At 67.2% G+C, this 24,338-nt stretch carries 17 protein-coding genes; 13 read left to right on the forward strand and 4 right to left on the reverse strand.

Translation table 11 applies throughout. From position 1 onward, the window contains the following. Positions 1-61: 61 nt before the first annotated feature. The 6 genes from AC2ITM_RS21730 (at position 62) to AC2ITM_RS21755 (ending at position 6,942) form a co-directional block, all read left to right on the forward strand. Entirely contained in the window at positions 62-1,606 is a 1,545-nt protein-coding gene (locus AC2ITM_RS21730) for a sugar ABC transporter ATP-binding protein (RefSeq protein WP_486470293.1), read from the forward strand. After that, positions 1,603-2,577: an ABC transporter permease gene (locus tag AC2ITM_RS21735; RefSeq protein WP_486470294.1), complete on the forward strand. Its 975-nt coding sequence runs from the start codon at positions 1,603-1,605 to the stop codon at positions 2,575-2,577. The genes AC2ITM_RS21730 and AC2ITM_RS21735 overlap by 4 nt, the downstream gene beginning before the upstream one ends. After that, a complete protein-coding gene (locus tag AC2ITM_RS21740) occupies positions 2,574-3,440 on the forward strand; it encodes a MurR/RpiR family transcriptional regulator (protein WP_486470295.1) in 867 nt (288 codons plus the stop codon). The genes AC2ITM_RS21735 and AC2ITM_RS21740 overlap by 4 nt, the downstream gene beginning before the upstream one ends. Before the next feature lie 53 nt (positions 3,441-3,493). Further along, positions 3,494-4,309 carry a PfkB family carbohydrate kinase gene (locus AC2ITM_RS21745; protein WP_486470450.1) on the forward strand — a complete coding sequence of 272 codons (816 nt, stop codon included), beginning with the start codon at positions 3,494-3,496 and terminating at the stop codon, positions 4,307-4,309. Positions 4,310-4,471: 162 nt separating this feature from the next. Further along, positions 4,472-5,905 (forward strand): sulfatase family protein, encoded by a 1,434-nt coding sequence (locus tag AC2ITM_RS21750; protein ID WP_486470296.1) that lies wholly within the window; start codon positions 4,472-4,474, stop codon positions 5,903-5,905. A gap of 83 nt (positions 5,906-5,988) precedes the next feature. After that, on the forward strand, positions 5,989-6,942 hold the full coding sequence (locus tag AC2ITM_RS21755; protein WP_486470297.1) for a LysR family transcriptional regulator: 954 nt from the start codon (positions 5,989-5,991) through the stop codon (positions 6,940-6,942). Positions 6,943-7,336: 394 nt separating this feature from the next. Here the strand turns inward: AC2ITM_RS21755 and AC2ITM_RS21760 are convergent, their stop codons facing one another. Together AC2ITM_RS21760 and AC2ITM_RS21765 are read right to left on the reverse strand one after the other, a co-directional pair. Continuing rightward, positions 7,337-8,917, reverse strand: a complete 1,581-nt coding sequence (locus tag AC2ITM_RS21760; RefSeq protein ID WP_486470298.1) for an ABC transporter substrate-binding protein — start codon at positions 8,915-8,917, stop codon at positions 7,337-7,339. A gap of 635 nt (positions 8,918-9,552) precedes the next feature. Further along, on the reverse strand, positions 9,553-9,996 hold the full coding sequence (locus tag AC2ITM_RS21765; RefSeq protein WP_486470299.1) for an Lrp/AsnC family transcriptional regulator: 444 nt from the start codon (positions 9,994-9,996) through the stop codon (positions 9,553-9,555). A 168-nt stretch (positions 9,997-10,164) separates the two neighbouring features. Here AC2ITM_RS21765 and AC2ITM_RS21770 point away from each other — a divergent pair, with 168 nt between their 5' ends. Continuing rightward, positions 10,165-13,608: an indolepyruvate ferredoxin oxidoreductase family protein gene (locus AC2ITM_RS21770; RefSeq protein ID WP_486470300.1), complete on the forward strand. Its 3,444-nt coding sequence runs from the start codon at positions 10,165-10,167 to the stop codon at positions 13,606-13,608. Between the two features lie 349 nt (positions 13,609-13,957). Here the strand turns inward: AC2ITM_RS21770 and AC2ITM_RS21775 are convergent, their stop codons facing one another. Both AC2ITM_RS21775 and AC2ITM_RS21780 read right to left on the reverse strand, forming a co-directional pair. Beyond that, positions 13,958-15,712 carry a chloride channel protein gene (locus AC2ITM_RS21775; protein ID WP_486470301.1) on the reverse strand — a complete coding sequence of 585 codons (1,755 nt, stop codon included), beginning with the start codon at positions 15,710-15,712 and terminating at the stop codon, positions 13,958-13,960. A gap of 43 nt (positions 15,713-15,755) precedes the next feature. Further along, positions 15,756-18,053, reverse strand: a complete 2,298-nt coding sequence (locus AC2ITM_RS21780) for a DUF3604 domain-containing protein (RefSeq protein WP_486470302.1) — start codon at positions 18,051-18,053, stop codon at positions 15,756-15,758. 263 nt (positions 18,054-18,316) lie between these two features. Here AC2ITM_RS21780 and AC2ITM_RS21785 point away from each other — a divergent pair, with 263 nt between their 5' ends. The 6 genes from AC2ITM_RS21785 to AC2ITM_RS21810 are packed head-to-tail and all read left to right on the forward strand — an operon-like array spanning position 18,317 to position 24,299. After that, complete coding sequence (locus AC2ITM_RS21785; protein ID WP_486470303.1) at positions 18,317-19,249, forward strand: tripartite tricarboxylate transporter substrate binding protein; 933 nt, start codon at positions 18,317-18,319, stop codon at positions 19,247-19,249. After that, on the forward strand, positions 19,246-19,722 hold the full coding sequence (locus AC2ITM_RS21790; protein ID WP_486470304.1) for a tripartite tricarboxylate transporter TctB family protein: 477 nt from the start codon (positions 19,246-19,248) through the stop codon (positions 19,720-19,722). Before AC2ITM_RS21785 ends, AC2ITM_RS21790 begins: the two co-directional genes overlap by 4 nt. Positions 19,723-19,730: 8 nt before the next feature. Continuing rightward, the gene (locus AC2ITM_RS21795) at positions 19,731-21,239 is read left to right on the forward strand and encodes a tripartite tricarboxylate transporter permease (RefSeq protein ID WP_486470305.1); all 1,509 of its coding nucleotides are present in this window, start codon (positions 19,731-19,733) and stop codon (positions 21,237-21,239) included. After that, positions 21,236-22,006: a GntR family transcriptional regulator gene (locus tag AC2ITM_RS21800; protein ID WP_486470306.1), complete on the forward strand. Its 771-nt coding sequence runs from the start codon at positions 21,236-21,238 to the stop codon at positions 22,004-22,006. The genes AC2ITM_RS21795 and AC2ITM_RS21800 overlap by 4 nt, the downstream gene beginning before the upstream one ends. Position 22,007: 1 nt before the next feature. Continuing rightward, positions 22,008-22,613 carry a YitT family protein gene (locus AC2ITM_RS21805; RefSeq protein WP_486470307.1) on the forward strand — a complete coding sequence of 202 codons (606 nt, stop codon included), beginning with the start codon at positions 22,008-22,010 and terminating at the stop codon, positions 22,611-22,613. 18 nt (positions 22,614-22,631) lie between these two features. Then, on the forward strand, positions 22,632-24,299 hold the full coding sequence (locus AC2ITM_RS21810) for a sulfatase-like hydrolase/transferase (protein ID WP_486470308.1): 1,668 nt from the start codon (positions 22,632-22,634) through the stop codon (positions 24,297-24,299). Positions 24,300-24,338: the final 39 nt, after the last annotated feature.

The raw sequence follows: 24,338 nt of genomic DNA on the forward strand, positions 1-24,338 counted from the left end.
CGGCCACACCTTCCCGCAGGTTCAACACGGACTTCCCGGGAGACTCGAGGAAAGGTTTACCATGACGATCCAGCCCCCCCGTCTGAGCGTTTCGGGGATCCGGAAGAGCTTTCCCGGAATTCGCGCGCTCGATAACGTCACCTTCGAGGTTCGTGCCGGAGAGGTGCACGGCCTGCTCGGCGAGAACGGCGCCGGAAAATCGACGCTGCTGAACATCCTTTCGGCGGTCCTGCGGGCCGATGAAGGCGAAATCCGTGTCGACGGCCGCCTGATTTCTCCGGCCGGGCCGGCCGATGCGCGTGCCGCCGGCATCGCGATGATCCACCAGGAACTGCAGCACATCCCCGCCCTCAGCGTGGCGCAGAACATGTTTCTGGGCCGGCCGTTGAAGAAGGTGGGCGGGCTGATCGTCGACCGCCGCCGGCAAGAGGCCCGGGCCCGGGAGGTGCTGCGCGACCTTGATCCCACGATCGACCCGGCCCGGCCCATCCGGGAATTGCGCGTGGCCCAGCAGCAGATCGTCGAGATCGCCCGGGCGCTGATGGACGATGCCCGCATCATCGCCATGGACGAGCCGACCTCGAGCCTGACCCCGGCCGAATTCGAATCCCTGGTCCTGCTGATCGACAGGCTGACCGAACGTGGCGTTTCGGTCATCTATGTCTCGCACAAGATGGACGAGGTGTTCCGCGTCTGCCAGCGCGCCACGGTGCTGCGCGACGGGCGCTGGATCACCACGCTGGACATGGCACGGACCACCGAGGCCCAGGTTGTCGCCCACATGGTCGGCCGCGACATCGTCCACGAGGCCCATGTCGGCCATGCCACCGCCGAAATCGCGATGCGGGCGCAGGGCCTGGGCGACGGGCGCCTGGTCACGGATGCCACCTTTACGCTGTGTCGCGGCGAGGTGCTGGGGATCTCGGGCCTGGTCGGATCCGGCCGGACCGAATTGCTGCGGCTGATCGCCGGGGTCGAGCGCCCCGCCACCGGCACTGTCGAGGTCGCCGGCGGCAGCCACCGCTTCCGCTCGCCGCGCCAGGCCATCGCCTGCGGCATCGGCCTGGTCCCGGAAGAGCGCAAGAAGGACGGCATCGTGCGCGACCGCTCGATCGAGGCCAACATCGCCCTGCCCTGCATGTCGCGTTTCAGCCGCTTCGGCCTGCTGCAGCGCAAGGCCCTGCGCCAGGAGGCCGATATGCTGATGACCCGGATGCGCCTGCGGCCGCATGACGTGACCCGGCCGATCGGCAAGTTCTCGGGGGGCAATCAGCAAAAGGCGATCATCGGGCGCTGGCTGGCGGCCGATGCCCAGATCCTGCTGTTCGACGAACCCACGCGCGGCATCGACATCGGCGCCAAATCCGAGATCTACGACCTGATCGAAACGCTGGCCGCAGCCGGCAAGGCGATCATCGTCGTCAGCTCGGAAATGTCCGAAATCCTGAGGGTCTCGGACCGCGTTCTGGTCATGCGCGAGGGCCGCATCGCCGCCACGCTGACCGGCTCCGCGCTGACCGAGGCGCATATCGCCACCCACGCCATTCCGCAATCTCAGAGCCGCGCCGGCCAGGCCGCCGCGCCGCACACGGGAGATCCCGCATGACCACGACCACCGCCGCCAAGACCACTGACGTTTCCGCCCGCCGCCTCGGCATCAGCCTGCGCGACATGGGCACGCTGCTGGGCCTCGGGCTGATCTTCGTTGTCTTCGGCCTTCTGGCCCCGGATTTCCTGAGCCAGGCCAACCTGCTGAACATCCTGCAGCAATCCTCGCTGAATGCCTGCATCGCCCTGGGCATGACCTTCGTGATCATCTCGGGCGGGATCGACCTGTCGGTGGGGCCCACCGCCGCCGTCTCGGCGATCATCGGCGCCATGCTGATGGTGGCCGGCCTGCCGATGCCGGTGGCGCTGCTGGGCGCCCTTGCGACGGGGATGTTCTGCGGCCTGTGCAACGGCCTGCTGATCGCCTACGCCGGGCTGCAGCCCTTCATCGTGACGCTGGGCGGGCTGTCGCTGTACCGGGCACTGGCGCTGATTTTCACGGGCGGCAATCCGATCTTCGGCATCTCGCCCGATTTCCGCGCCATCATCAACGGCACCATTGGCCCTGTCCCGGTGCCTGTGGTCCTGGTCGCGGTGATCACGCTGCTGCTGTGGGTCGTGCTGAAACGCAGCCCGCTGGGGGAATACATCCTGGCCATCGGCGGCAACCCCGAGGCAGCCCGGATCGCCGGCGTGCCCGTGGCACGCACCAAGATCACCGTCTATGTCCTGTCGGGCGGGCTGGCATCGGTTGCGGCCCTGATCCTGATGGGGCGCCTGGGGGCCGCCGATCCGACGCTGGGCAACCTGTGGGAGCTGGACGCCATCGCTGCAGCGGCCATCGGGGGGGCTTCGCTGATGGGGGGCAAGGGGTCCGTCGTCGGCACGATCCTTGGGGCGATCATCCTGGGCTCGTTGCGTAACGGTCTGACGCTGATGAACGTTCAGGCATTCTATCAACTGCTGGCAACCGGTATCATCATCATCGTCGCGATGCTGATCGACCGCGCTACCAGAGGACGTGAATGATGACCCCCATAGACCCGCGCACCGTTGGTGCCCAGATCCGGATGAAGCTGCCGCTTCTGACCCCCCTGGAAGTGCGGGTCGTGGACACCATCACCGGCCGCGCCGATTTCAGCGAGGCCACCGCCCTGCGCGACATCGCCGAGGATGCCGGGGTTTCGGATGCGATGATCGTCAAGATCGCCAAGAAGCTGGGCTTCAACGGTTATCGCGACTTTCGCACCGCCGTCGCCCGTTACAACACCTCCGACGTCGCCGCCCTGCACCGAGAGATTTCTCCGGACGACCGCTCCGAGGATATCATCCAGAAAGTCTTTCACACGGCCATCCAGGCCTTGCAGGAAACTATGTCGATCATCGACATCGCGGCCTTCGACCGGGCGGCAGACCTGTTGCACGGTGCCAGGCAGCGCGACTTTTACGGCCTGGGCGGATCGGCCCAGATCGCCCGCGACGTGGCGCACAAGTTCCTCAGGATCGGCATCCGCTGCACTGTCGCGGACGATGCGCACATGATGCTTATGTCGGCCTCGCTGCTGGGGCCCGACGACGTGGTGGTCTGTTTCAGCCATTCCGGCGCCACCACCGACCTGATCGAGGCCGCCCGGCTGGCACGTCAGAACGGCGCCCGCACGATCTGCCTGACCAATTACACCGACACCCCCCTGGCCGAGGTCAGCGACGTCGTTCTGTGCTCGACCGCGCAGGGTTCGCCGTTGCTGGGCGAGAACGCCGCCGCCCGGGTGGCCCAGCTCAACATCATGGACGCGGTTTTTGTCGCCGTCGCGCAGCGCGACCTGGAGGTCGCCGAACGCAACCTCGAGAAGACGATCCAGTCCGTTGCGAAAAAGAGAAACCGAAAGTGAGCGAACAGCATTCCAGAGCGGCGGTGATCGTCGGCAGCCTGCATTACGACATCATGGTCGCCGCCCCGCACCGCCCCACCGCCGGAGAGACCGTGACGGGCGACCACTGGTTCCCGAAATTCGGCGGCAAGGGCGGCAACCAGGCCGTGGCGGTGGCACAGGCCGGGGGCATGGCCCGGATGGTTTCGGCGGTGGGCGACGACAGCTTCGGCCTGTTCCTGCGCGCCGGGCTGACGGCCGGCGGCGTCTGCGACCGCCATGTGGCGACGCTGGCGGGCACTGCATCCGGGATGAGCGTCGCGATTATGGATGCCAGCCGCGACTACGGCGCGGTTATCGTTTCGGGGGCGAATCTGGCGATCCCCCTGGACCGGCTGGCGGAAGACGCGCTGTGGCACGATGCCGACTGGCTGGTGCTGCAAAGCGAGGTGCCCGAGGCCACCAACCTCGCCGCTGCGACCCAGGCGCGCCGGAGGGGCCTGCGGGTCTGCCTGAACGCGGCCCCGGTGCGGCCGCTCTCGGCGGCCTTCGCGGCGCTGATCGATGTCCTGGTGGTAAATGCCCTCGAGGCCGAAGCCCTGAGCGGGATCGCGGTGCGCGACCTTGATGCGGCGCGGGCCGCAGCCCAGGCCCTGGGCCAGGACTTTCCGGCGGTGATCGTCACTGCAGGCGGGGACGGCGTGGCCTTTTCCGAACACGGCCAGCTGGCCGCAGAGCCCGCCATCCCGGTGCAGGTCACCAGCACCCATGGCGCGGGCGACACGTTCATCGGCGCGCTCATCGGCGCGTTCCTGGCAGGCGAGGGGATGCCCGCCGCCGTGGCCCGCGCCAATGCCGCAGCCGCCCGGCACGTGTCGCAGCCGCACTGAGCCCCGCCGGTGGCGGGCGCCTTCGGCTCAGGGCCGGACGCGCCCCTCAGGCCCCCGGGCCGGCATAGAGAAAGCCGATGAAGATCATAGGGTATCGCCATTGGACCCCACCGGGGACGGCGGCGCAGGATAGGGCGGTCTCTCCCAACCTCCGGCAATCCGATGGCCCAGAACCTCCTCTTCATCTTTTCCGATCAGCATCAGGCCGACGCGCTGTCCTGCGCCGGGCATCCCTATGTGAAGACGCCGAACCTCGACCGGCTGGCAGCGCGGGGGCAGCGGATGACCGCCGCCTATACCCCCTGTCCGATCTGCGTGCCCGCGCGGGCCTCGGTGCAGACCGGCCGCCACGTGCACGACACCGGCTGCTGGGACAATGCCATGCCCTATACCGGGACGCCGACCGGATGGGCCCATGCGCTGGCCGAAACCGGGCTGCCGGTCCTGTCGATCGGCAAGCTGCACTTTCGCAATGCGACCGATCCCACCGGCTTTACCGCCCAGCAGGTGCCGATGCATGTCAAGGACGGGATCGGGATGCTCTGGGGGTCGGTCCGCGATCCGATGCCGCCCCGGCGCGAGGACGTGGTGCTGTTCGACTATATCGGCGCCGGCCATTCCTCCTACAACATCTTCGACGAGGCCGTCACCGAAGCCGCCGAGGCCCGGCTGCGTGCGCTGGCGGCCAGCGGACAGCCGTTCTTCCTGCAGACCGGCTTTGTCGCACCGCATTTCCCGCTGGTGGTGCCGCAAAAGTACATGGACATGTACCCCGAGGACGACATGCCCCTGCCCGATCTGATGCCCCGCGACGGCTATACACGGCACCCCTGGGTCGAGACGATGGAACGTTTCTTCGACACGGACGGAGAGTTCGGCACCGATGACGCGCTGCGCCGGCGGGCGATCTCGGCCTATTTCGGGCTGTGCAGCTTTCTGGATGACCAGGTGGGCCGGCTGCTGGACGTGCTGGAAGAGACCGGGCTGGCAGAGACCACGACGGTCATCTACAGCTCGGACCATGGCGAGGACCTGGGCAAGCGCGGCCGCTGGGGCAAGTCGCATCTGTACCGCGAAGCGACCGAGGTGCCGCTGATCGTCGCCCGTCCGGCAGAGGTCCCGGGCCTGTGCACCACGCCGGTTTCCCTGCTCGATCTGGCGCCGACCTTCCTGCAGCATTTCGGCCTTGCCGACCCCACCCTGCCCGGCCGCTCGCTGTTCGACATCATCGAAGCCGCGCCGCAGCCGGAGCGGGTGGTGTTTTCCCAGTACCATGCGGTGGGCGCGGAAACCGCAGGGTACATGATCCGCAAGGGGCGCTGGAAATACCATTTCTATGTCGGCTACCCGCCGGAACTGTTCGACCTGTCGCAGGACCCGGACGAGGCGGTGAACCTTGCAGCCGAGCCCGCCCTTGCCGCAGTCCTGGCCGCGATGGAGGCCGAGTTGCGGCGCATCTGCGACCCCGAGGCAACCGACCGGCGGGCCAAGGCCGACCAGGCCGCCCTTGTCGCCCGCCACGGCGGACGCGAGGTGGCCTATGGCATCGGCCCGACCGGTGCCACCCCCGCCAGCGTCGCGGATGGCCGCCCTTGACACCGCGCCCGGGCATACGAATGCTCGGCCCTCAGCAGAAGGGCGCGCTGTGGCGCGCCCTGCTTGAGGAGCGGAAAAAACCCATGTCCGAAGAGCGCAAGGTGTCGCGACATCTCGACTGGAACCTGCTGCGCAGCTTCGTGACCATCGCGCAATCCAGCTCGATCACCGAGGCGGCGCACCGGCTGAACCTGACGCAGCCCACCGTATCGGTGAACCTGCGCCGGTTGGAGGAACAGGTCGGCCGGCGCCTGATCGAGCGCAGCCCGCAAAGCTACAGCCTGACCGAGGCCGGCCGCGTCCTGCTGGCTGACGCGCTGGAGATCCAGGGCTCGGTCGAGCGGCTGCAGGCGCGCCTTGACGCCGCCGACGACGTGATCCGCGGAGAGGCCCGCATCGCCCTGGCCAGTCACGTGGTCAGCGATCTGTTCGACGAGGCCATTGCCCTCTTCGCCGCCCGCCACCCCGAGGCCAGCCTGTTCCTGGATGTCGTCTCCAGCCGCGTCGCGCTGGAACATGTCGCCTCGCGGCAGGCGGCCATGGCCGTGGGCCTGGTGTCGGAGCGCGACCCGATGCTGGATTACACGTTCTTCTACCGCCAGCATTACGCGCTGTATTGCGGCCCGCGGCACCGTCTTTTCGGGCGCGAGGGTCTGACGCTGGAGGATCTGCGCGACGAGGTTTCGGTCGGGCTGCTGACCGACCGCACCGACAAGGCCTTTCTGGATGTCGCCAGCCTGCGGTTCCGCGCCGGGCTGCGCCATGAGGTGGCCGGGCGCTCGCGCAACCTCGAGGAAATCCGGCGGATGATCATTGCCGGTCTCGGTATCGGGCCGATGCCGGTGCATATCGCACGACGCGACTGTTCCGATGGCCTGCTGTGGCAACTGCCCCCCTACGAGGGGCAGGCCATGACCGAGGTGAACCTGGTGACCGCGACCGACGCGGTGCTGACGCCGCTGGAACGGGCCGTGAAGGGGGCGTTCCTCGATGTGCTGGCCGCCGTGCCCGCCGAGGACCGCACCTACGGCGGCTGATCCGGCACCCACCGCAGACCCGCGCCAGAGCGGACCTGCCCGCGACCGCGCGCCGATGCATTATGGGATGGTGTCACGCGCGCTCTGCCGGTCCGGCAGGGCATGACAGGAACGCGCGGCCCATGGCGTATCGAAACCGTTTGCCGGGCGGGGCCTGGGGCACGGGCAATGTCATCGCCCGTCTGGCCACACGCGGGCTGCGCCTTGCGCAGCTCCGGGCCACGCCACGCCCGCCCCCCCCAGGCCAGACCGGCGGGCCGCATCCTGCCGCACCCGGGCCTGCCGCCGGATCAATCCTGCGCAGGGCGCCTTTCGTGCCCCCCTGTCGCCCTGCCCCCTGTCGCCCTGTCTCGGCACCGGGATCGGACGACGCCGCCGCCCGATCCCGTGCCGCTCATTCCCGGATCCAGGTATCGCCCAGGGAGTTGCCGATGCCGTTCGCCGTCACCACCAGGTCCTGCACGCGGCAATCGTAGATCGTGGGAAAGCTCAGCTCCTGCAGCCAGGCCACCGGGACATCGGTCTGCAGAATGGTCTGGATCTGCGTATAAAGCGCCTGACGTTCGGCATCGGTGGCCGCAACGGCCGCCTGATCGAACAGCGCGTCGATCTTGGGATTGGAATAGCCCTCGACGTTGGCGAAAGGGTTGCCCTTGGTGATCTGGCTGGAGATGTAGTTGCGCGCCACCCCGATCGCCGGGTCGCCGTTTTCATAAAGATAGGTGAAGGCGATGTCGTAATCCCATTGCGAGGTCTTCTGGTTCCAGCCCGCCACATCGGTGGATTCGATCTCGACCGGGATGCCGACGGCGGCAAGGTTCTGCTTGACCACCTCGGCCCAGCGTTGCCAGGTCTCGCCATAGGGCAGGCGCAGCAGCCGCAGCGGCTTGTCGCCCTTATAGCCCATTTCCTTCAGCAGGGCCTTCGCCTTCTTGGGGTCGTAGTCGTACCGGGGGGCCACGTCGTCATAGAACGGGATGGTCGAGGTGATCGGACCGGTCGCCACCTTGCCATAGCCGTTCCACAGCACCTTCAGCATCATCGGCCGGTTCAGCGCATACATGATGGCCTGCCGGAACTTGACGTTGTCCATCGGGGCGGTGCGGTTGTTCAGCCACAGCCAGGACAGGGGGGCGTTGTATTCCCAGCCCTTCTCGGTGGTGCAGACGTTCTTTTCCTTGGCCAGGCGCGGGATGTCGAAATTCTCGACCGAGCCCCCCGGCAGCACCGAGACGGTCCGCCCCTCGAAGGCCGTCGCACGCGCGGCGGCATCGGGGATCACGTGGTAGATCACCTGGTCCAGATAGGGATGGCCCGCCTTCCAGTAATGCGGATTCCGGTCAAGCTCGATATACGAGCCCTTCTGCCATGTCTTCAGCAGGAAGGGCCCGGTGCCGATGGGGGTGTCATTGGCAGGGTTCGCAGCATAATCCCCCTTGCCCTCGTACAGATGCGCCGGAACGATCGGTGCCACATTGTAGCTGAGCGAGCGGATGAAGGGCCCGTAGGGCCTTTTCATGCGGAACACGACAGTGGCATCATCGGGTGCGGTGACACTGTCGACATAGGCCATGATGGCGCGCCACTTGGGCTTGGTCTGCATCAGGAAGTCGGTCATGGTGAAGACCACGTCATGGGCGGTCATGGCCACCCCGTCCGAGAACATCACCCCGGGCTGCAGATGGAAAGTATAGCTCAGCCCGTCCGCCGAGACCTCCCAGCTTTGTGCCAGCGAGGGCTGCGGTTCGAGCCGGTCATTGTAGCGCAGCAGACCCTCGTAGATCGAGCCGCCCACCATCAGGCTGGGACCGTTCGAGATCACCCCCACCATCAGCCCCGGCGGTTCGGGCTGCACGATCAGATCAAGGCGGCCGCCGGTCACCGGCGTATCCTGGGCGATGGCAGCGGTCGTGGACAGGGCAAGCGCGCAGGCAGCAGCAAGCGCGCCGCGTTGCAACGCGGTCGTAGAAAGCATTCTCGGACCTTCCGATGGGTGGCCGTTGACGAAGGCCGTTGCGGGAAACGCCAGCGGATGTGGCGCGGTCATCTGGAGCCGGAACGGGGGCGCCCGGCAGGGCATCATCCCTGTCCCCAGACTGGCCGCGGCGGGGGAAAGCTGTCGAATAGAAATGGCCAATCTGATGCATTGAACACTGCTATGCAGCCCCGGACAGGTCGGCGGAAGGCGGCTGTGTCTCCCGCAGCATGCCTTCTTTCCCATGTGATCACAGATGCTTGTGCCGTAGGTCCCTGGCTGGGATATGCCCGGTGGCAGACGCCGGGCCGGGCTGGCGCTGCGCCGGCCAGGCCCCAGCCCCGGCCTTGGCGCTTCGATTTTGGGCAGATGGGGGCCCGCCCCCCGTCGCACCCGCCCCTGCCGACGCCCGACATGGCGGCCAAAGCACCGGTCCCCGCCGTTTCGACGCGACAGGGCATCACCAAGACGGAGCTGTCGCCGCGCAGAACGAAACGGATCGCGAAGGGATCCGCTCCGCAGGGCAGGCGCGCCTTCGTCCGCCCCGATGCACCGCTGTTCATCAGCGCGCCGCGCGCGCCCGAAAGATGACGCGCCGCGTCGAACCGGCGGTCCCCGGCGTATTGCAGCCCGCGCTAAAGCGGGATCGCAGTGGTATGCTTGACCCGCCGCAGCACGAACAGCGTCGAGGCGCTGGCCACGCAATCCAGCTCGTGCACGCGGTTCATCAGGATCTCCTCCAGATCGGCGATGTCGCGCACCACCAGATGTAGCAGGTAATCCCAGTCGCCCGAGATCGAATAGACCTCGACGATCGCGGGTTCGGCCTCCATGGCCTTTTGGAACATCACCCGCGCCCCGGCATTCTGCGCCTTCATGCGCACCTGGCAAAAGGCATCCATGCCCCGCCCGACCCGCGCCGGATCGACAATGCGCACCGGCGCGCCGATCACCCCGGCCTCCTCCATGTCGCGGATCCGCCGCCAGCAGGTGGCGGTCGAACTGCGCGCCTGCTCGGCCAGATCGGCCATGCTGACCGAGGCATCGCGCTGCAGCGCCTCCAGGATGCGAGACTCCAATACGCCAATTGTGAACTCTGGTTTCATCATCCCGCCCCCATTGATGGAAACCCATCAGACCCCCCTCTGATCTGATGTGTTTAGGAATCGCCTTTCAACCTATGCGAGTTAGCATCGGGGGATCGGGTATTGTCCACATCCTTGTGGCGCTTCAGGGGGGGAGGACCCATGAACGACCAGATGCCGATCCACATGGACTATGAACTGCTGGACCGCTACACGCGCCGCTCGGGTCGGGTGTTTCTGACCGGCACCCAGGCCATCGTGCGCATGACGCTGGACCAGGCGCGGCGCGACCATGCAGCAGGGCTGCACACACGTGGCTTCATCACCGGCTACCGGGGCTCTCCGGTGGCGGGGATCGACCTGGAGGCCAGCCACAACCGGCAGCTGCTAGAGGACGCCGGCGTCGATGTCCTGCCCGCCCTGAACGAGGAACTGGCGGCAACCCAGCTTATCGGCACCCAGCAGGTCGAAACCGATCCCCACCGGACCTGCGATGCCGTGTTCGGCCTGTGGTACGGCAAGGGGCCCGGGGTGGACCGGGCGGGCGATGCGCTCAAGCATGGCAATGCCTATGGCGCCTCGCCCCATGGCGGGGTGCTGGTGGTCGCGGGCGATGACCATGGCTGTGTCTCGTCCTCGATGTCGCACCAGTCCGACGTTGCCTTCATGGCCTTCTTCATGCCGGTCCTGCATCCCGCCAACGTGGCGGAATTCCTGCCCTTCGCCGAATGGGGCTATGCGCTGTCGCGGTTCTCGGGGATGTGGGTGGGCTTCAAGGCGATCTCGGCCACGGTGGAATCCGGCATGGCCTTCGACCTGCCCAAGGACCGCCGCTTTGTCACCCCGCCCGATTTCACCCCGCCCGAAGACGGTCTGCACTATCGCTGGCCAGACCTGCCCGGGCCGCAGATCGAGGCGCGGCTGGAATACAAGAAGGCCGCCGTGCTGGCCTTTGCCCGCGCCAACCCGATCGACCGTGCCGAATGGGGCCATGCCGATGCCCGCTTTGGCATCGTCACCACCGGCAAGTCGCATCTGGACGTGCTGGAAGCGCTGCGGCTGCTGGGCATCGACCGGCCGCGCGCCGCCGAACTGGGCATCGACATCTACAAGGTCGGCATGGTCTGGCCGCTGGAACACGAAGGCGCGCTGGCCTTTGCCCAGGGCAAGGAAGAACTGCTGGTCGTCGAGGAAAAGCGCGGCCTGATCGAAAGCCAGCTGAAGGAATATTTCTACGATTTCCCCGGCCGCAAACCGCGCCGCATGGTCGGCAAGCGCGATGAGACCGGTGCCCGGCTGATCCCCTGGACCCAGGAACTGGGCCCGGTGATGCTGGCCCGCCACATCGCCGCCCGGCTGCAGCGCAACCGCATCGACCCGGGAATGGTCGAGACCGCCGAACGGGTGCTGCCCGACCCGGTGCCGATCCTGGTCGAGGGCGCCACCCGGACGCCCTATTTCTGCTCGGGCTGCCCGCACAACACCTCGACCAAGGTGCCCGAGGGGTCCCAGGCGATGGCCGGCATCGGCTGCCATGTCATGGCCAGCTGGATGAACCGCAACACCACCTCGCTGATCCAGATGGGCGGAGAGGGGGTCAACTGGGTCTCGCGCTCGCGGTTCAACGGTGGCCGGCACGTGTTCCAGAACCTGGGCGACGGGACCTATTACCACTCCGGCTCGCTGGCGATCCGCCAGGCGATCGCCGCAGGCACCAACATCACCTACAAGATCCTCTTCAACGAGGCCGTCGCGATGACCGGCGGCCAGCATGTCGACGGGCCGATCTCGGTTGTGGGGATCGCGCGTTCGGTGCTGGCCGAGGGCGCGCGCAAGGTGGTCGTCGTCTCGGACCACCCCGAGGCATTGCACAGCGCCGGCTTCCCGGCGGGTGTCGAATGCCATCCGCGCAGCCAGATGGACCAGATCCAGCGCCAGCTGCGCGAGATCCCCGGCACCACCGTGCTGATCTACCAGCAGACCTGCGCCACCGAGAAACGCCGCCTGCGCAAGCGCGGCCAGCTGGAGGATCCGAAGACCTTCGCGGTCATCAATCCGCTGGTCTGCGAGGGCTGCGGCGACTGTTCGGTGGAATCGAACTGCCTCAGCGTGGAACCGCTGGAGACCGAGTTCGGCCGCAAGCGGCAGGTCAACCTGAACACCTGCAACAAGGATTTCACCTGCCTTAACGGCTTCTGCCCCAGCTTCGTGACCATCGAGGGCGGCCGGCTGCGCGCGCCTGACAGCCAGGCCGACCCCCGGGCCCTGCAGCAGCTGGCCGCCGCCCTGACCGACCCTCTGCTGCCGGATCTGGCGACCCCCTGGGACATCCTGGTGACCGGCGTCGGCGGCACCGGTGTCGTCACCGTCGGCCAGCTGATCGCCATGGCCGCCAACCTCGAGGACAAGGGCACGTCGGTGCTGGACTTCATGGGCTTTTCGCAAAAGTTCGGCCCGGTCCTGAGCTATCTGCGTCTGGCCCGCAGCGATGCCGATCTGCACCAGACGCGCATCGAACCCGGATCGGCCGATGCGCTGATCGGCTGCGACCTGGTGGTCAGCACCTCGCCCAAGGCTTCGGTTACCTATCGACCCGGGGTGACGCGGGCGGTGGTCAACACGGCCGTCATGCCCACCGGCGATCTGGTGCAGGACCGCGACGCCGACCTGCATGCCGCCGAACGGCTGGGGGCGATCCGCAAGGCCGTCAACGGCAATGCGCTGCGCACGCTTGATGCCAACCGCCTGTCCGAGGCGCTTCTGGGCGACAGCGTCTATGCCAATGTGATGATCTTGGGCGCCGCCTGGCAGGCTGGGCTGGTCCCGCTGAGCCACGCAGCGCTGATGCGCGCGATCGAGCTGAACGGCGTCCGGCCCGAACGCAACAAGGCCGCCTTCACCTGGGGCCGGATCGTCATCCATGACCGCGCGGCGGTCGAACGCACCGCCAACCTGCCGGTCAGCCCGGTCCAGAGCCTGGACGAGAAGATCGCCCGCCGCGCCGCCTTCCTGCGCGACTACCAGGATGCCGCCTGGGCCCGGCGCTACACCGAGACGCTGGAGCGCGTCCGCAAGGCCGAGGTCCTGGCCACCGGCGGCACCGGCGCCCTGACCGAGGCCGCCCTGCAAGGGCTGTTCAAGGTGATGTCCTACAAGGATGAATACGAGGTCGCGCGGCTGCACAGCCAGACCGGCTTTTACGAGGGGCTGAAGCAGCGCTTCGAAGGGGAATTCACCATCCGCCACCACCTTGCCCCGCCGCTTCTGACCCGCGGCACTGACAGCCGCGGGCGGCCCCTCAAGCGCAGCTTCGGGCCCTGGATGCAGGGCGGGCTGAGGGGGCTGGCGCGGATGAAGCGGCTGCGCGGCACGATGTTCGACCCGTTTGGCCATACCGCCGAGCGCCGGATGGAGCGGCAGATGATCCGCGACTACAGCGCCCTGCTGGAACGCCTGTGCCAGGGCCTGAGCGCCACCAACCGCGACGCGGCTGCCCAGATCGCCCGGCTGGTGCTGGAGGTCCGCGGCTATGGCCCGGTGAAATCCGCCGCCGCGGCCGAGATCGCCCGGCGCACCGCCACCGCACTGGAGGCCGCGCATCTGTGACATGAGGGCCCGCCACCGGGCGCAGGCCTTGGTCTGCGGGACCTTGTCGGCGGATGGCCCGTATCGCGCGGGCGCGGCAGGGGCCGGATCCGATTGCAGCAGCGACCAGAGCCGCCTTTTGGCAATGACGCCCCGGCAGGACCGCCCCCTCGGGGGCGGATTGCGCCGCATCGGTGCATCAGGGCCGCCAGATCCAGGGCCCCGAACGGCACGCCGATGACGGCCCCAGCCGGTCGTCCGCGGCGCACAGCACTGCCATTGCCGTGCCAGTGGCGCGGGATCACCATCGCCGGTGATGGCTGCGGCGGTCACCACCGCCTGTTCCAGCTCGGGCGGGACTATGGGCGCCCTAGCGGCGCAAGCCGACGAGAGAGCGCATGCGCTGATCCGCCAGCGCCGCCACGCGGCGCAGCACATAGGGTTCCATCAGCACGCCCAGGGCCTTGTGCGTCGCTGGATCGATCACCGCCAGCGCATCCGTGCCGCTGCGGCCGAAACGGCGCAGTGCCTCGGCCGCCGTCATCTCCGGGGTCAGGAAATCCTGTGCATGGCGCAACAGATCGGCCATGTCCTTGCCGTCCGAGGCCGGGTTGTGCAGCTCGGGGATGGAAAGTGCGCCAAGGTAGATGCCGTCGTGATCGGTGACCACCACGCGGTAGCGCGACCCCGGTGGAAAGCGGCGCCGGAACTGGTCAAGATCGGTATCATAGAGCACCGGAGTGCTGTCTCGGCGCATCATCTCTCCGACTTTCAGCTGGGTCATCCAGCCCAGGTCCGCAGCCGAGCGGATCGGATCCCCGCGCAGATGGAACCGCCAGGTGGCGAAGGAATAGCCGAAGACACGACGCACCAGCAGGCTGGCCAGTGCCGCGATGCAGACCAGCGGGATCACCATGTCCAGCCGGCCGCTGGCGAAGGCCACCAGAAAGGCCATGGCGAGCGGCGCACCGATGATCGCCGTCGCCGAGACGGTCATGCCCAGGACCTCGCAGATCTGCGTCGGCAGCGGCGTCCATCCCAGCACCGCCAGCACCGCAAAGATCAGCTTGCCGCAGAGCATCCCCAGAAACAGCGAGGCAAAGGACAGCCCGCCCCGAAACCCCGTGCCGATCGACAGCACCACCGCCCCCGCCTTCAGCACCAGCAGGCCCATCAGCAGCACCCAGGCGGTATCGACCGCGAACAGCCCCTGCAGCGCCGAACGTCCCGACGACAGCGCCGCCGGGCTGGCCAGTGCCAGCACCGCCAGCGCCGTGCCCCCCAGCACCGGTGCCAGCCAGCGCGGCAATGCGCGCGCGACCAGCCCCTCGACCCGGGTGCAGCTGCGCATCACCACGATGGCCAGCGCCGTTGTCAGCAGCAGGATCAGCAGCATCGCCGCCAGCCCCTGCACCGACAGCGCCAACGCCGGCACATCAAAGCGCAGCGGTGCGGGATACAGCAGCGCCCGCGTGCCCGCCGCCGCCAGCGCCGCGATCACCACCGGCCCCAGATTGGCGATGGAATAGGCAGCGATCACCAGTTCAAAGGCATAGAAGGCCCCCGCCACCGGCGACTGGAACAGCGCCGCAATCGAGGCTCCCGCTCCGCAGGCCACCAGCAGGCGCATGTCGTTGCGCCGCCCCGAGGCCAGAAGGCCCGCCTTCGATCCCAGGGCGGAACAGATCTGGGTATGCGCCCCCTCCATGCCGACAGAGGCGCCGCAGCCATGCGACAGCAGCGTCTGCAGCATGATCCACAGCGCACCGGGCAGCGGGATGCGCCCGCCGGTCAGGGCATTGGCCTCGATCGGATCGACCTGTTGCAAGCGCCGCCCCAGCCGCTGGCCGATCCACAGCGTCAGCCCCACCGCCGCGCCCCCCGCCACCGGCACCCAGAGCCGCGACAGCGGGATCGCCGGCGCGCCGCTGATTTCCGTCAGCCCAAGGCCGAACAGCACGAGCTGCAGATGCTTCACCAGCCAGTCGAACCCCGCGACGCTGATCCCGCAGGCCACGCCCAGCAGGGCGGCGACCGCGGAAATCCACAGCTCGTCCCGGCGAAAGCGGGCACGGGCATAGCGCAGCGCCCGGCGGGCGGCGGAAACGGCAACTGGGGTCATCATCGGGCGGGATCGGGGCGGGGCCGCAGCGCCCGCCCCCCTGGGATCAGTCGCGGAACAGGTACATCGGAGAGGTCCAGGCCTGGTTGCCATCCTCCAGGTTCACGCAAAGCCAGACCGGCGTATCGCCGGTTTCGGCAATCGCGACCTGGGCCTGGAATGCGGCCGCACGCGGCAGCGGCGCATCGGGCAGGCGGGTGGCCAACAGACGGCGAGCCAGGCCACCGGCCTCCAGCACCACGGGTTCGATGCCCATGCCCAGCGGCGAAAGGCGCAGATCGCCATGGTTGCAGACCAGAAGGACCTCGGGTGCGCTGCCCTCCAGCCACAGGTCGCAGCCCATCCGGTTGCCGGTGGTGATGGTGTTGAAGATCGCGCTGTCGGATCCGACCTGGCGCAGCGGCTGTTCCGGGTTCAGCAGGTTGACCGGGGCGAATTGCGCGATCCTGCCACCCGCCACCTGCACCCGGCCCTGCCAGCGCGTGTTGCGGCCCCGCCCGCGATATTCCGCCCCCGACCACATCAGCCGCAGCCGGCGGCCCAGATCGGCCTCGTCATAGCCCCGCCACAGCGTGACGACATCACTGGCCGAGCGCAGCTCGATGCTTTCGATGCCCACGGGCGCTGCGACGGATACCGAAATCTGCGCGTGATCGCCATTGACCCGCACGATGTCGCCAAAGCTGCAGCGGGTCACGGTTTCGCGGGGGCAATCGGGTTCGGCCAGGGGGTTGCGGTGATACAGCGTGCCGCCCTCGGGCAGGTCGGCATGGATGTCGATGGCAACCCGCGGGCCGGAGGTGGCGTAGGTATGGCGGCGGCGGATTGCCTCGAACACGTTGTCGCGGGTGTTTTCTTCCATCAGGAAGCAGGTCAGCCCGCCATAGGCGCCAAAGAAGGACGCGCCCGGATAGGAGGCGCCGGGCCGGCCCTTGTGGCCATCGGAATTCGCCACCACCCCGACGCGGCGCCGGATCGGGAAGCCATCCGTCAGCACCCATTCGAAGCTGCCCCAGGCGGAGTGCAGTTCCACCGCCGCCTCCAGGCGGGGATCGTGATCATAGAAGATGTTGGCGTAGCGCCCGCCGACATGGGCATACATCACCGCATCCACCGGTTCGGCATGCAGCCTGGCATAAAGATCCGTCAGCGTATGGGCATCGGCATCCAGATCGTCATGCTCTTCCACTAGGGCATGGGAACAGCGGTAGATCTGCGCGCCCTCGTCGCGGAAGAACACGTTGTGATCGCCGCCCACGGCGGTGTTGCCCGACCATTCATAGCCCGGCAGCACGGTGAAGACGCCGGGTTCGTTCACCTGCGCCGTCAGCCGGTTCAGCTTGTCCCAGAAGGCGGGTTTGATCTGGAAATCGTTCGCCTGATGCGAGGTCACATCCAGGAAGGACTTGTTGCGGGCAAAGTCGAAGTAATGCTCGATCGAGTTGGTGCCGACGGTTTCGCCGGTCTGGCCATGCAGATCGCCCCAGTAATGCCCGCGCCCGGCGCGGATCTGCAGCGGCCCGGCCTGCACCACATGCCCCTGATCAGAGGTCAGCGTCAGGCTCAGCGTGCCTTCTTGCGCCACGCTCAGCCCCTCCAGCCGCAGGGCCCCGCTTTCGGGGGCAAAGTCGATCACCTCGGGCAGGCCCGCCACCGGCACCGAGGCCGCCACACGGAACCGCGTCGGCCCCTGGTCGGTCGGGTTGCCCCAAAGGTCTTCGGCCTTCAGCCCCAGCACGAAGGGCTGGCCCGGCGCGCGCCGCGTCGGCAGCACCGCAAAGTAGCGGTGCAGCGGCCCGGCGCCCACGGTGAATTCCAGCCGCGTGTCGGGCAGCGGGATGAAATTGCCGGTGGCCTGCACATCCGCCAGCACCCGGAACACCCGCGCGCCCTCGAAGAAGGTCGACATCAGCAGCCCCGGCGACCCCTGCGAGGTATCGCCCAGGGTGATCTCGATGGTTTCGCCGGGCCGCAGGTAGCCGCCGCGCTGGTAGATCGTCAGCGTCTCGTTCCAGGGCCTCTGGCCGCCGTTGCGGTCGTATTTCAGCATCAATTGCCCCTCGCCCGAGGAACGCGCGGTGACATAGTTCGGCGCCGTCGGATCGCTGGTCTGCAGCGCCCCCGCATCCGAGATCAGCCGCAATGCCACCCGGATCGCCCCGGTATCGTCCAGGCCCAGCTTGCCGGTGGTATAGGTGATGCGGAAGCTCTGGTAGCTGCGCACCTCGACATGGGCGGGGCCGTCCATCACCGCGGTGCCGAACAGGGCGGGATCGGTGCCGGGAATTGTCTGCAGGCGGGATTCGCCGATCAGCTCGGGGGGGACATCGCGCGGGATGGTCATGGGGGGCTCCTTGAACAATTGCCTGAAGCCCTCTCAAAACAATATAGTAATTGAAAGCCATTTGTGCCGATTCACCGGGTTTTCTATGAATTTTGCCCTTGTTGCCCTCAATACTCTATTGTTTTGATGAAAAAATGGGCGCGCCATTGCGATTCACCTTAAAAATTGCCTGAATCATGCGGGATCATCGCGGTAGGACTTGCCCCGGCCCGGAACTGCGGTCGATGAAACTACATAGTAACGACAGACCAACAGGAGTTCCCATGCTTTCGAAGCTTTTCAAGACAGCTTCCGTGCTGGCCGCACTGGCGCTGCCGGGGGCGGCGCTGGCCGCCGGTTATCCGACCAAGCCGATCACCCTGATCGTCCCCTACGAAGCCGGTGGTTCCATCGAAACCATGGGCCGGGTCTTTGCCGACGAACTGGGCAAGGCGCTGCATGGCAAGGTGCTGGTCAAGACCCAGCCCGGCGCCGGCGGCAAGATCGGCACCACCGCGGCCGCCAAGGCCAGGGCCGATGGCTATACGCTGCTGTTTTCCCCCGACAGCACCATCCTGTGGTCGCCGATCGCGGAAAAGGTCGATTATTCGCTGGCCAGCTTCGATCCGATCATCAAGATCGCCGATCTGCAGATGGCGCTGGTGGCGTCCAAGGACTCGGGCATCAAGACCTTCGATGACCTGATCGCGGCGTCGAAATCGGGCAAGCTGGCCTATGCTGATCAGAATTCCATCTCGCGCGCCTTCGTCGATTACATCGCCCGCCAGGAAGGCCTGGACTGGGTCGCCGTGCCCACCAAGGGCGGCGGGGAAATGGTGCCGATGCTCTTGGGCAACAAGGTGAACTTTGCCTGGTCGGGCGGGTCGCACATCCGCTACCTGGACCAGATGAACGTGCTGCTGGCAATGACCGCCCAGCCGCTGGACACCACCCCCGACGTGCCCACGATCCAGCAGAAATACGGCGTGTCCATGCCGGGCGGCGCCACCATCTGGGCCCCCACCGGCCTGCCCGCCGACATCCGCGCCAAGCTGACCACTGCGGCGCAGACCGCCGCCAAATCCGATGCCTTCACCAGCCTGCTGAAGGACAAGCTTGGCTTCCCGGCGGCGGATGAAACCGGTGACCTGCTGGCCCAGCATCTGCAAGAGCTGAACGCCAGCCTGCAGAAGGTCTACGAGACCACCTCGAAATGAACGCGGCTCACCAAGACACCGGAGGCGCCAGCGGGCGCCTCGACTTCCTGATCGGGCTGGTGGCGCTGGCAGCATCGCTGGCGCTGCTGGTCTGGCTGATCCCCGCCCAGGTCGAGATGCCCGCCCATAACGACCAGATGTCGCCGCGCTTCTTCCCCAACATGACCGCCGGCATCATCGGCCTGTTTGGCCTGGCGCTGATGCTGAAGAACCGCCGCTGGGCGCTGCGCCGCGCCCCCCACGCCGGGCCACGCCTGCTGCTGGAGGCGCTGGCCTGGTGCGCCTGGGCCGGCATCAGCCTGGCCTTGCTGACCTATGCGGGCTTCATCGTGGCCGGGGCGCTGGCCAGCTTTGCCGGCATGATCCTGGCCGGCCAGCGCCGCCACCTGATCTGGTGCGCCCTGGGCTGCATCCTGCTGCCGGTGGCGATCCAGCAGCTGTCCTGGCACGCCTTCTACATCCAACTTCCCTGAGGCCCCGAATGTTCGACATCGTCCTGCATGCCTTCCAGGCAGCCCTCTCGCCGGTCAACCTGATGTTCAGCGCCTTCGGCATCGTGCTGGGGATCATCATCGGCGTGCTGCCGGGCCTGGGCGCGGTCACCGCCATGGCCGTGCTGATCCCGCTGACCGCCTATCTGTCGCCCCTGGCCGCGATCGCCTTTCTGGTGGGCGTCAACAAGGGGGGCACCTCGGGCGGGGCGATCCCGGCGATCCTGCTGAACTCTCCCGGCACGCCCGAAGCCGCCGCCACCGCCTGGGACGGCTACCCGATGGCCCGCCGCGGCGAAGCCTTCCGCGCCATGAAGTTCTCGCTGTTTTCGGCGGTGACCGGCGACAGCATCTCGGACGTGCTGCTGGTCGTGCTGGTCGTGCCCTTCGCGATCTTCGCGCTGCAGTTCGGGCCGGTCGAATACACGGCCGTGCTGCTGTTCTCGTTCGCGCTGATCTCGGGGATCGCGGGCGACAGCCCCCTGAAGAACGCCATGGCGATCTTTGTCGGCATCTTCCTGTCCACCGTCGGCCTTGATCCGGTCTCCTCGACGCCGCGCTTCACCTTCGGCCAGGTGAACCTTGACGACGGGTTTTCGCTGTCGGCCCTGGCCATCGGGGCCCTGGCGCTGTCGGCCGTGGTGCTGCAGGTTTCGGACCTGGCCACCGGACGCGCCCGGGACGATTTCGCCGCCAACCAGAGCGACACCAGAGAGGGCCGCGTGCTGAGCGCGCGCGAGTTCTTCTCGTACTGGCCGGCGCTGCTGCGTGGCGCCCTGACCGGCTCGCTGATCGGGATGCTGCCGGGGTTGGGCACCACCATGGCCTCTTTCCTGTCCTATTCCACCGCCAAGCGCTGGTCGAAGAACGGACACCGCTTCGGCAAGGGCGAACCCGAGGGCATCATTGCCACCGAAAGCGCCAACAGCGCCGTCGTCGGCTCCAGCCTGATCCCGACCATCGCCCTGGGCATTCCGGGCAATATCTCGGCTGCGCTGCTGATCGGCGCGCTGGTGATGCATGGCGTCGTGCCTGGGCCCTTCATGCTGCAGACCCATGGCGATCTGGTCTATGGGCTGTTTGCCTCGATGATCTTTGCCAACCTGCTGCATCTGGTGATCGGGCGTGCCGGGCTGTCGCTTTGGGTGCAATTCGCCCGGGTGCCGCGCAGCATCATCCTGCCGCCGGTGCTGATGTTCTGCATCTTCGGCATCTACCTGCCCAACCAGTCGATCTGGGATGTCGCGACGATGCTGGTCTTTGCCGGGGTGGGCATGCTGTTCCACCGGGCCGGGATCTCGATCGTGTGCACCGTCATCGGCTTCCTGCTGGGCGGCATGTTCGAAACCTCGCTGCGTCAGGCCTTGCTGCTTTATCAGGTCAACGGGCTGAAAATCCTCGAAAGTCCGGTCGCCCTGGTGTTCCTGCTGCTTGCACTTGCCGTCATCGTGCGCGCAGTCTGGCCGGGCCGGAAATCCAAAGAGGCCAAGCCCGCATGACCCAGACCGACACCCAGGAGGCAGACCTCTGCCTGCTGCTGCTGGACAAGCTCTCGCAGGAGCGCGACCGCAACCCGCGCGAGACCAAGCGCAGCGCGTTGCGTCTGGCCCTGATGGCGCTGATCCAGGACGGCACGGTCAAGCCGGGCGACCGCCTGCCCCCCGAGGCCGAAATGGCGCAGCGCCTGGCCCTGGCGCCGGGCACGGTGCAAAGCGCGCTTGGTCAGCTGCAGGACCTGGGGCTGATCGTGCGGCGACGCGGCGACGGTACGCGGGTGGCCGATGCCGAACCGATCGGCCCCAATGTCTGGCACTTCCGCTTCCGGGTGGCGGCCACCGACAAGCCCTACCGCATCACCGCGACCCGCGTCGAGGTGCTGCGCACCAACGACACCGGCCCCTGGAGCAGCCATCTGGGCGCCGGTCCCTATACCGTGATCCGCCGCCAGATGACCGGCGACGGCATCAATGTCGGCGCCGAGATGTTCCTGCCGACCGGCCTGGTCAACATCGACGACATCGCCCTGAGCGAGCTTGAGGGCGTCAACCTGCGCACCTATCTGGAGGGCCTTCTGGGCAAGCGCGCCAAGCGCCCGCTGACGCGGGTTGGGGCCCTGGCACTGCCGCTGCGCCATGCCGCGATGTTCGGCCTGACGCCCGACCTGCCGGTCTTCCACATCGAGGCCCGCACCGTGCTGAACGACGACAGCCCGTTCTATTTCCAGAACATCTACGCGCCTTCCGGCCTTCTGACACTGGAGTTCTGACATGAGCCTGAAATCCCCGATCTCGCTTTACGATGCCCAGGGCCTGGCCTTTGGTGTGGTGATGACCAGCCTGGGCGTCAGCTTTCTGAAGGCGGCGGGGCTGGTCACCGGGCAGACCGCCGGGCTGTCGGTGCTGTTGTCCTATCTGCTGCCGCTGGGGTTCGGGACGCTGTTCGTGCTGGTCAGCCTGCCCTTCCTGGGCCTGGCCTGGCAGCGGCGCGGGCGCGCCTTCGCGATCCGCACCGCCGTTTGCGTGCTGGGGATTTCGGTGCTCGCGCCGCTGCTGGGCGGCTGGATCCACTACGAAACCCTGCCCCCCGCGCTGGCCGCCATCCTGTCGGGCTGCTGCAGTGGCATCGGGCTGATCGCGCTGTTTCGCCACAATGCCTCGGCCGGGGGGCTGGGCATCCTGGCGCTGATCATCGAACAGAAGACCGGCCTCAAGGCGGGCTGGGTGCAGATGGGCTTTGACGCGGTGGTGTTCACGCTGGCGCTGATCTTTTTGCCGTTGGACCGGGTGATCTGGTCCTTCGTCGGGGCGGTGGTGCTGAATGTCATCATCGCCTGGAACTTCCATATCTCGCAGGCCCGGCCCTCGGCCGCGTGACCTGCCGAAAGGGGCCCCATGGGCGATGTACGCAACATCCTTTTCATCATGTTCGACCAGCTGCGGTGGGACTATCTGAGCTGTTATGGCCATCCGCATCTGAAGACCCCGCATCTGGACCGGCTGGCGTCCATGGGCATGCGCTTTGACCGCGCCTTCATCCAGTCGCCGATCTGCGGGTCCTCGCGCATGTCGACCTATACCGGGCGCTACGTGCATTCCCACGGCGCCTCGTGGAACGGCATTCCCCTGAAGGTCGGCGAACTGACCATGGGCGATCACCTGCGCGCCGCCGGCATGTCCTGTCACCTGATCGGCAAGACCCATATGCGCGCCGATGCCGAAGGCATGGCGCGCCTGGGCATCGAACCCGACAGCCTGATCGGCGTGCGGGTGGCGGAATGTGGTTTCGACGTGGTCGAGCGTGACGATGGCATGCGCCCCGAAGGCCCGGACGGGTTCTATGACGAAGGCGGCGCGGCGCGCTACAACGACTACCTGCGTGCCAAGGGCTATGACAGCGACAACCCCTGGCACGACTTCGCCAATTCCGGCCGCAGTGCGGAAGGCGACGTGCTGTCGGGCTGGTTCCTGCGCAATGCGTCCGAGCCCGCGAACATCGCCGAAGAGGACAGCGAGACCCCCTATCTGACCCGCCGCGCCATCGACTGGATGGAAAGCATGAAAGAGGCCGGCCCCTGGTGCTGTCACCTCAGCTTCATCAAGCCGCACTGGCCCTATGTGGTGCCCGCGCCCTATCACGACATGTACGGGCCCGAGCATATCCTGCCGCCGGTGCGCAGCCAGGCGGAATATGACAATGCCCATCCGGTGCTGCGCGCCTTCATGGACACCGGCCTGGGCAAGGCTTTTTCCCGCCCCGAGGTCCGCGACCCGGTGGTGCAGGCCTATATGGGCCTGATCAAGCAATGCGATGACCAGATGGGCGTGCTGTTCGACTATCTGGAGCACAGCGGGCGGATGGCTGACACGATGATCGTCGTGACCTCGGATCACGGGGATTTCCTGGGCGATCACTGGATGGGCGAAAAGATGTTCTTCCAGAATGCCTCGGTGAAGGTGCCGATGATCATCTACGACCCCTCGCCCGCCGCCGATGCGACGCGCGGCACGACCAGCGCGGCGCTGGTGGAATGCATCGACCTGGCGCCGACCTTCGTGGCGGCGACCGGTGCCGCCGTGCCCGATCATATCCTTGAGGGCGAGAGCCTGCTGCCGCTGCTGCGCGGCGAGGCCCGCGACACGCGGCGTGATTACGTGATCTGCGAATACGATTACTCGGCCTCGCCCCTGGCCGGGAAATTCGGGCTGAGCGTGCGCGAGGCGGTGATCTTCATGGTCGCCGACAGCCGCTGGAAGCTGGTGCATTTCGAGGGCGGCTTCCGCCCGATGCTGTTCGACATGCAGACCGACCCGGACGAGCTGTGCGACCTGGCCGAAGACCCGGACCATGCCGAGGTCATCGCGGCGATGTACGACAAGCTGCACCGCTGGACCCGGCGCAGCGCACAGCGCACCACCCGCAGCGCCGAACAGCTGAAGGCGATGCGCGGCAAGTCGGGCCGGCGCGGCGTGATGATCGGCATCTATGACGAGAACGACGTGCCGCTGGAGCTGACGGTGAAATACCGTGGCCGCAAGGTGCCCGACATGCGCGACCACTAGGGCGCCCCGGGACCAGCCCCCGGGGCATGACAAAGGGGA

The sequence above is a fragment of the Pseudooceanicola sp. NS-SX9 genome, assembly GCF_057380705.1.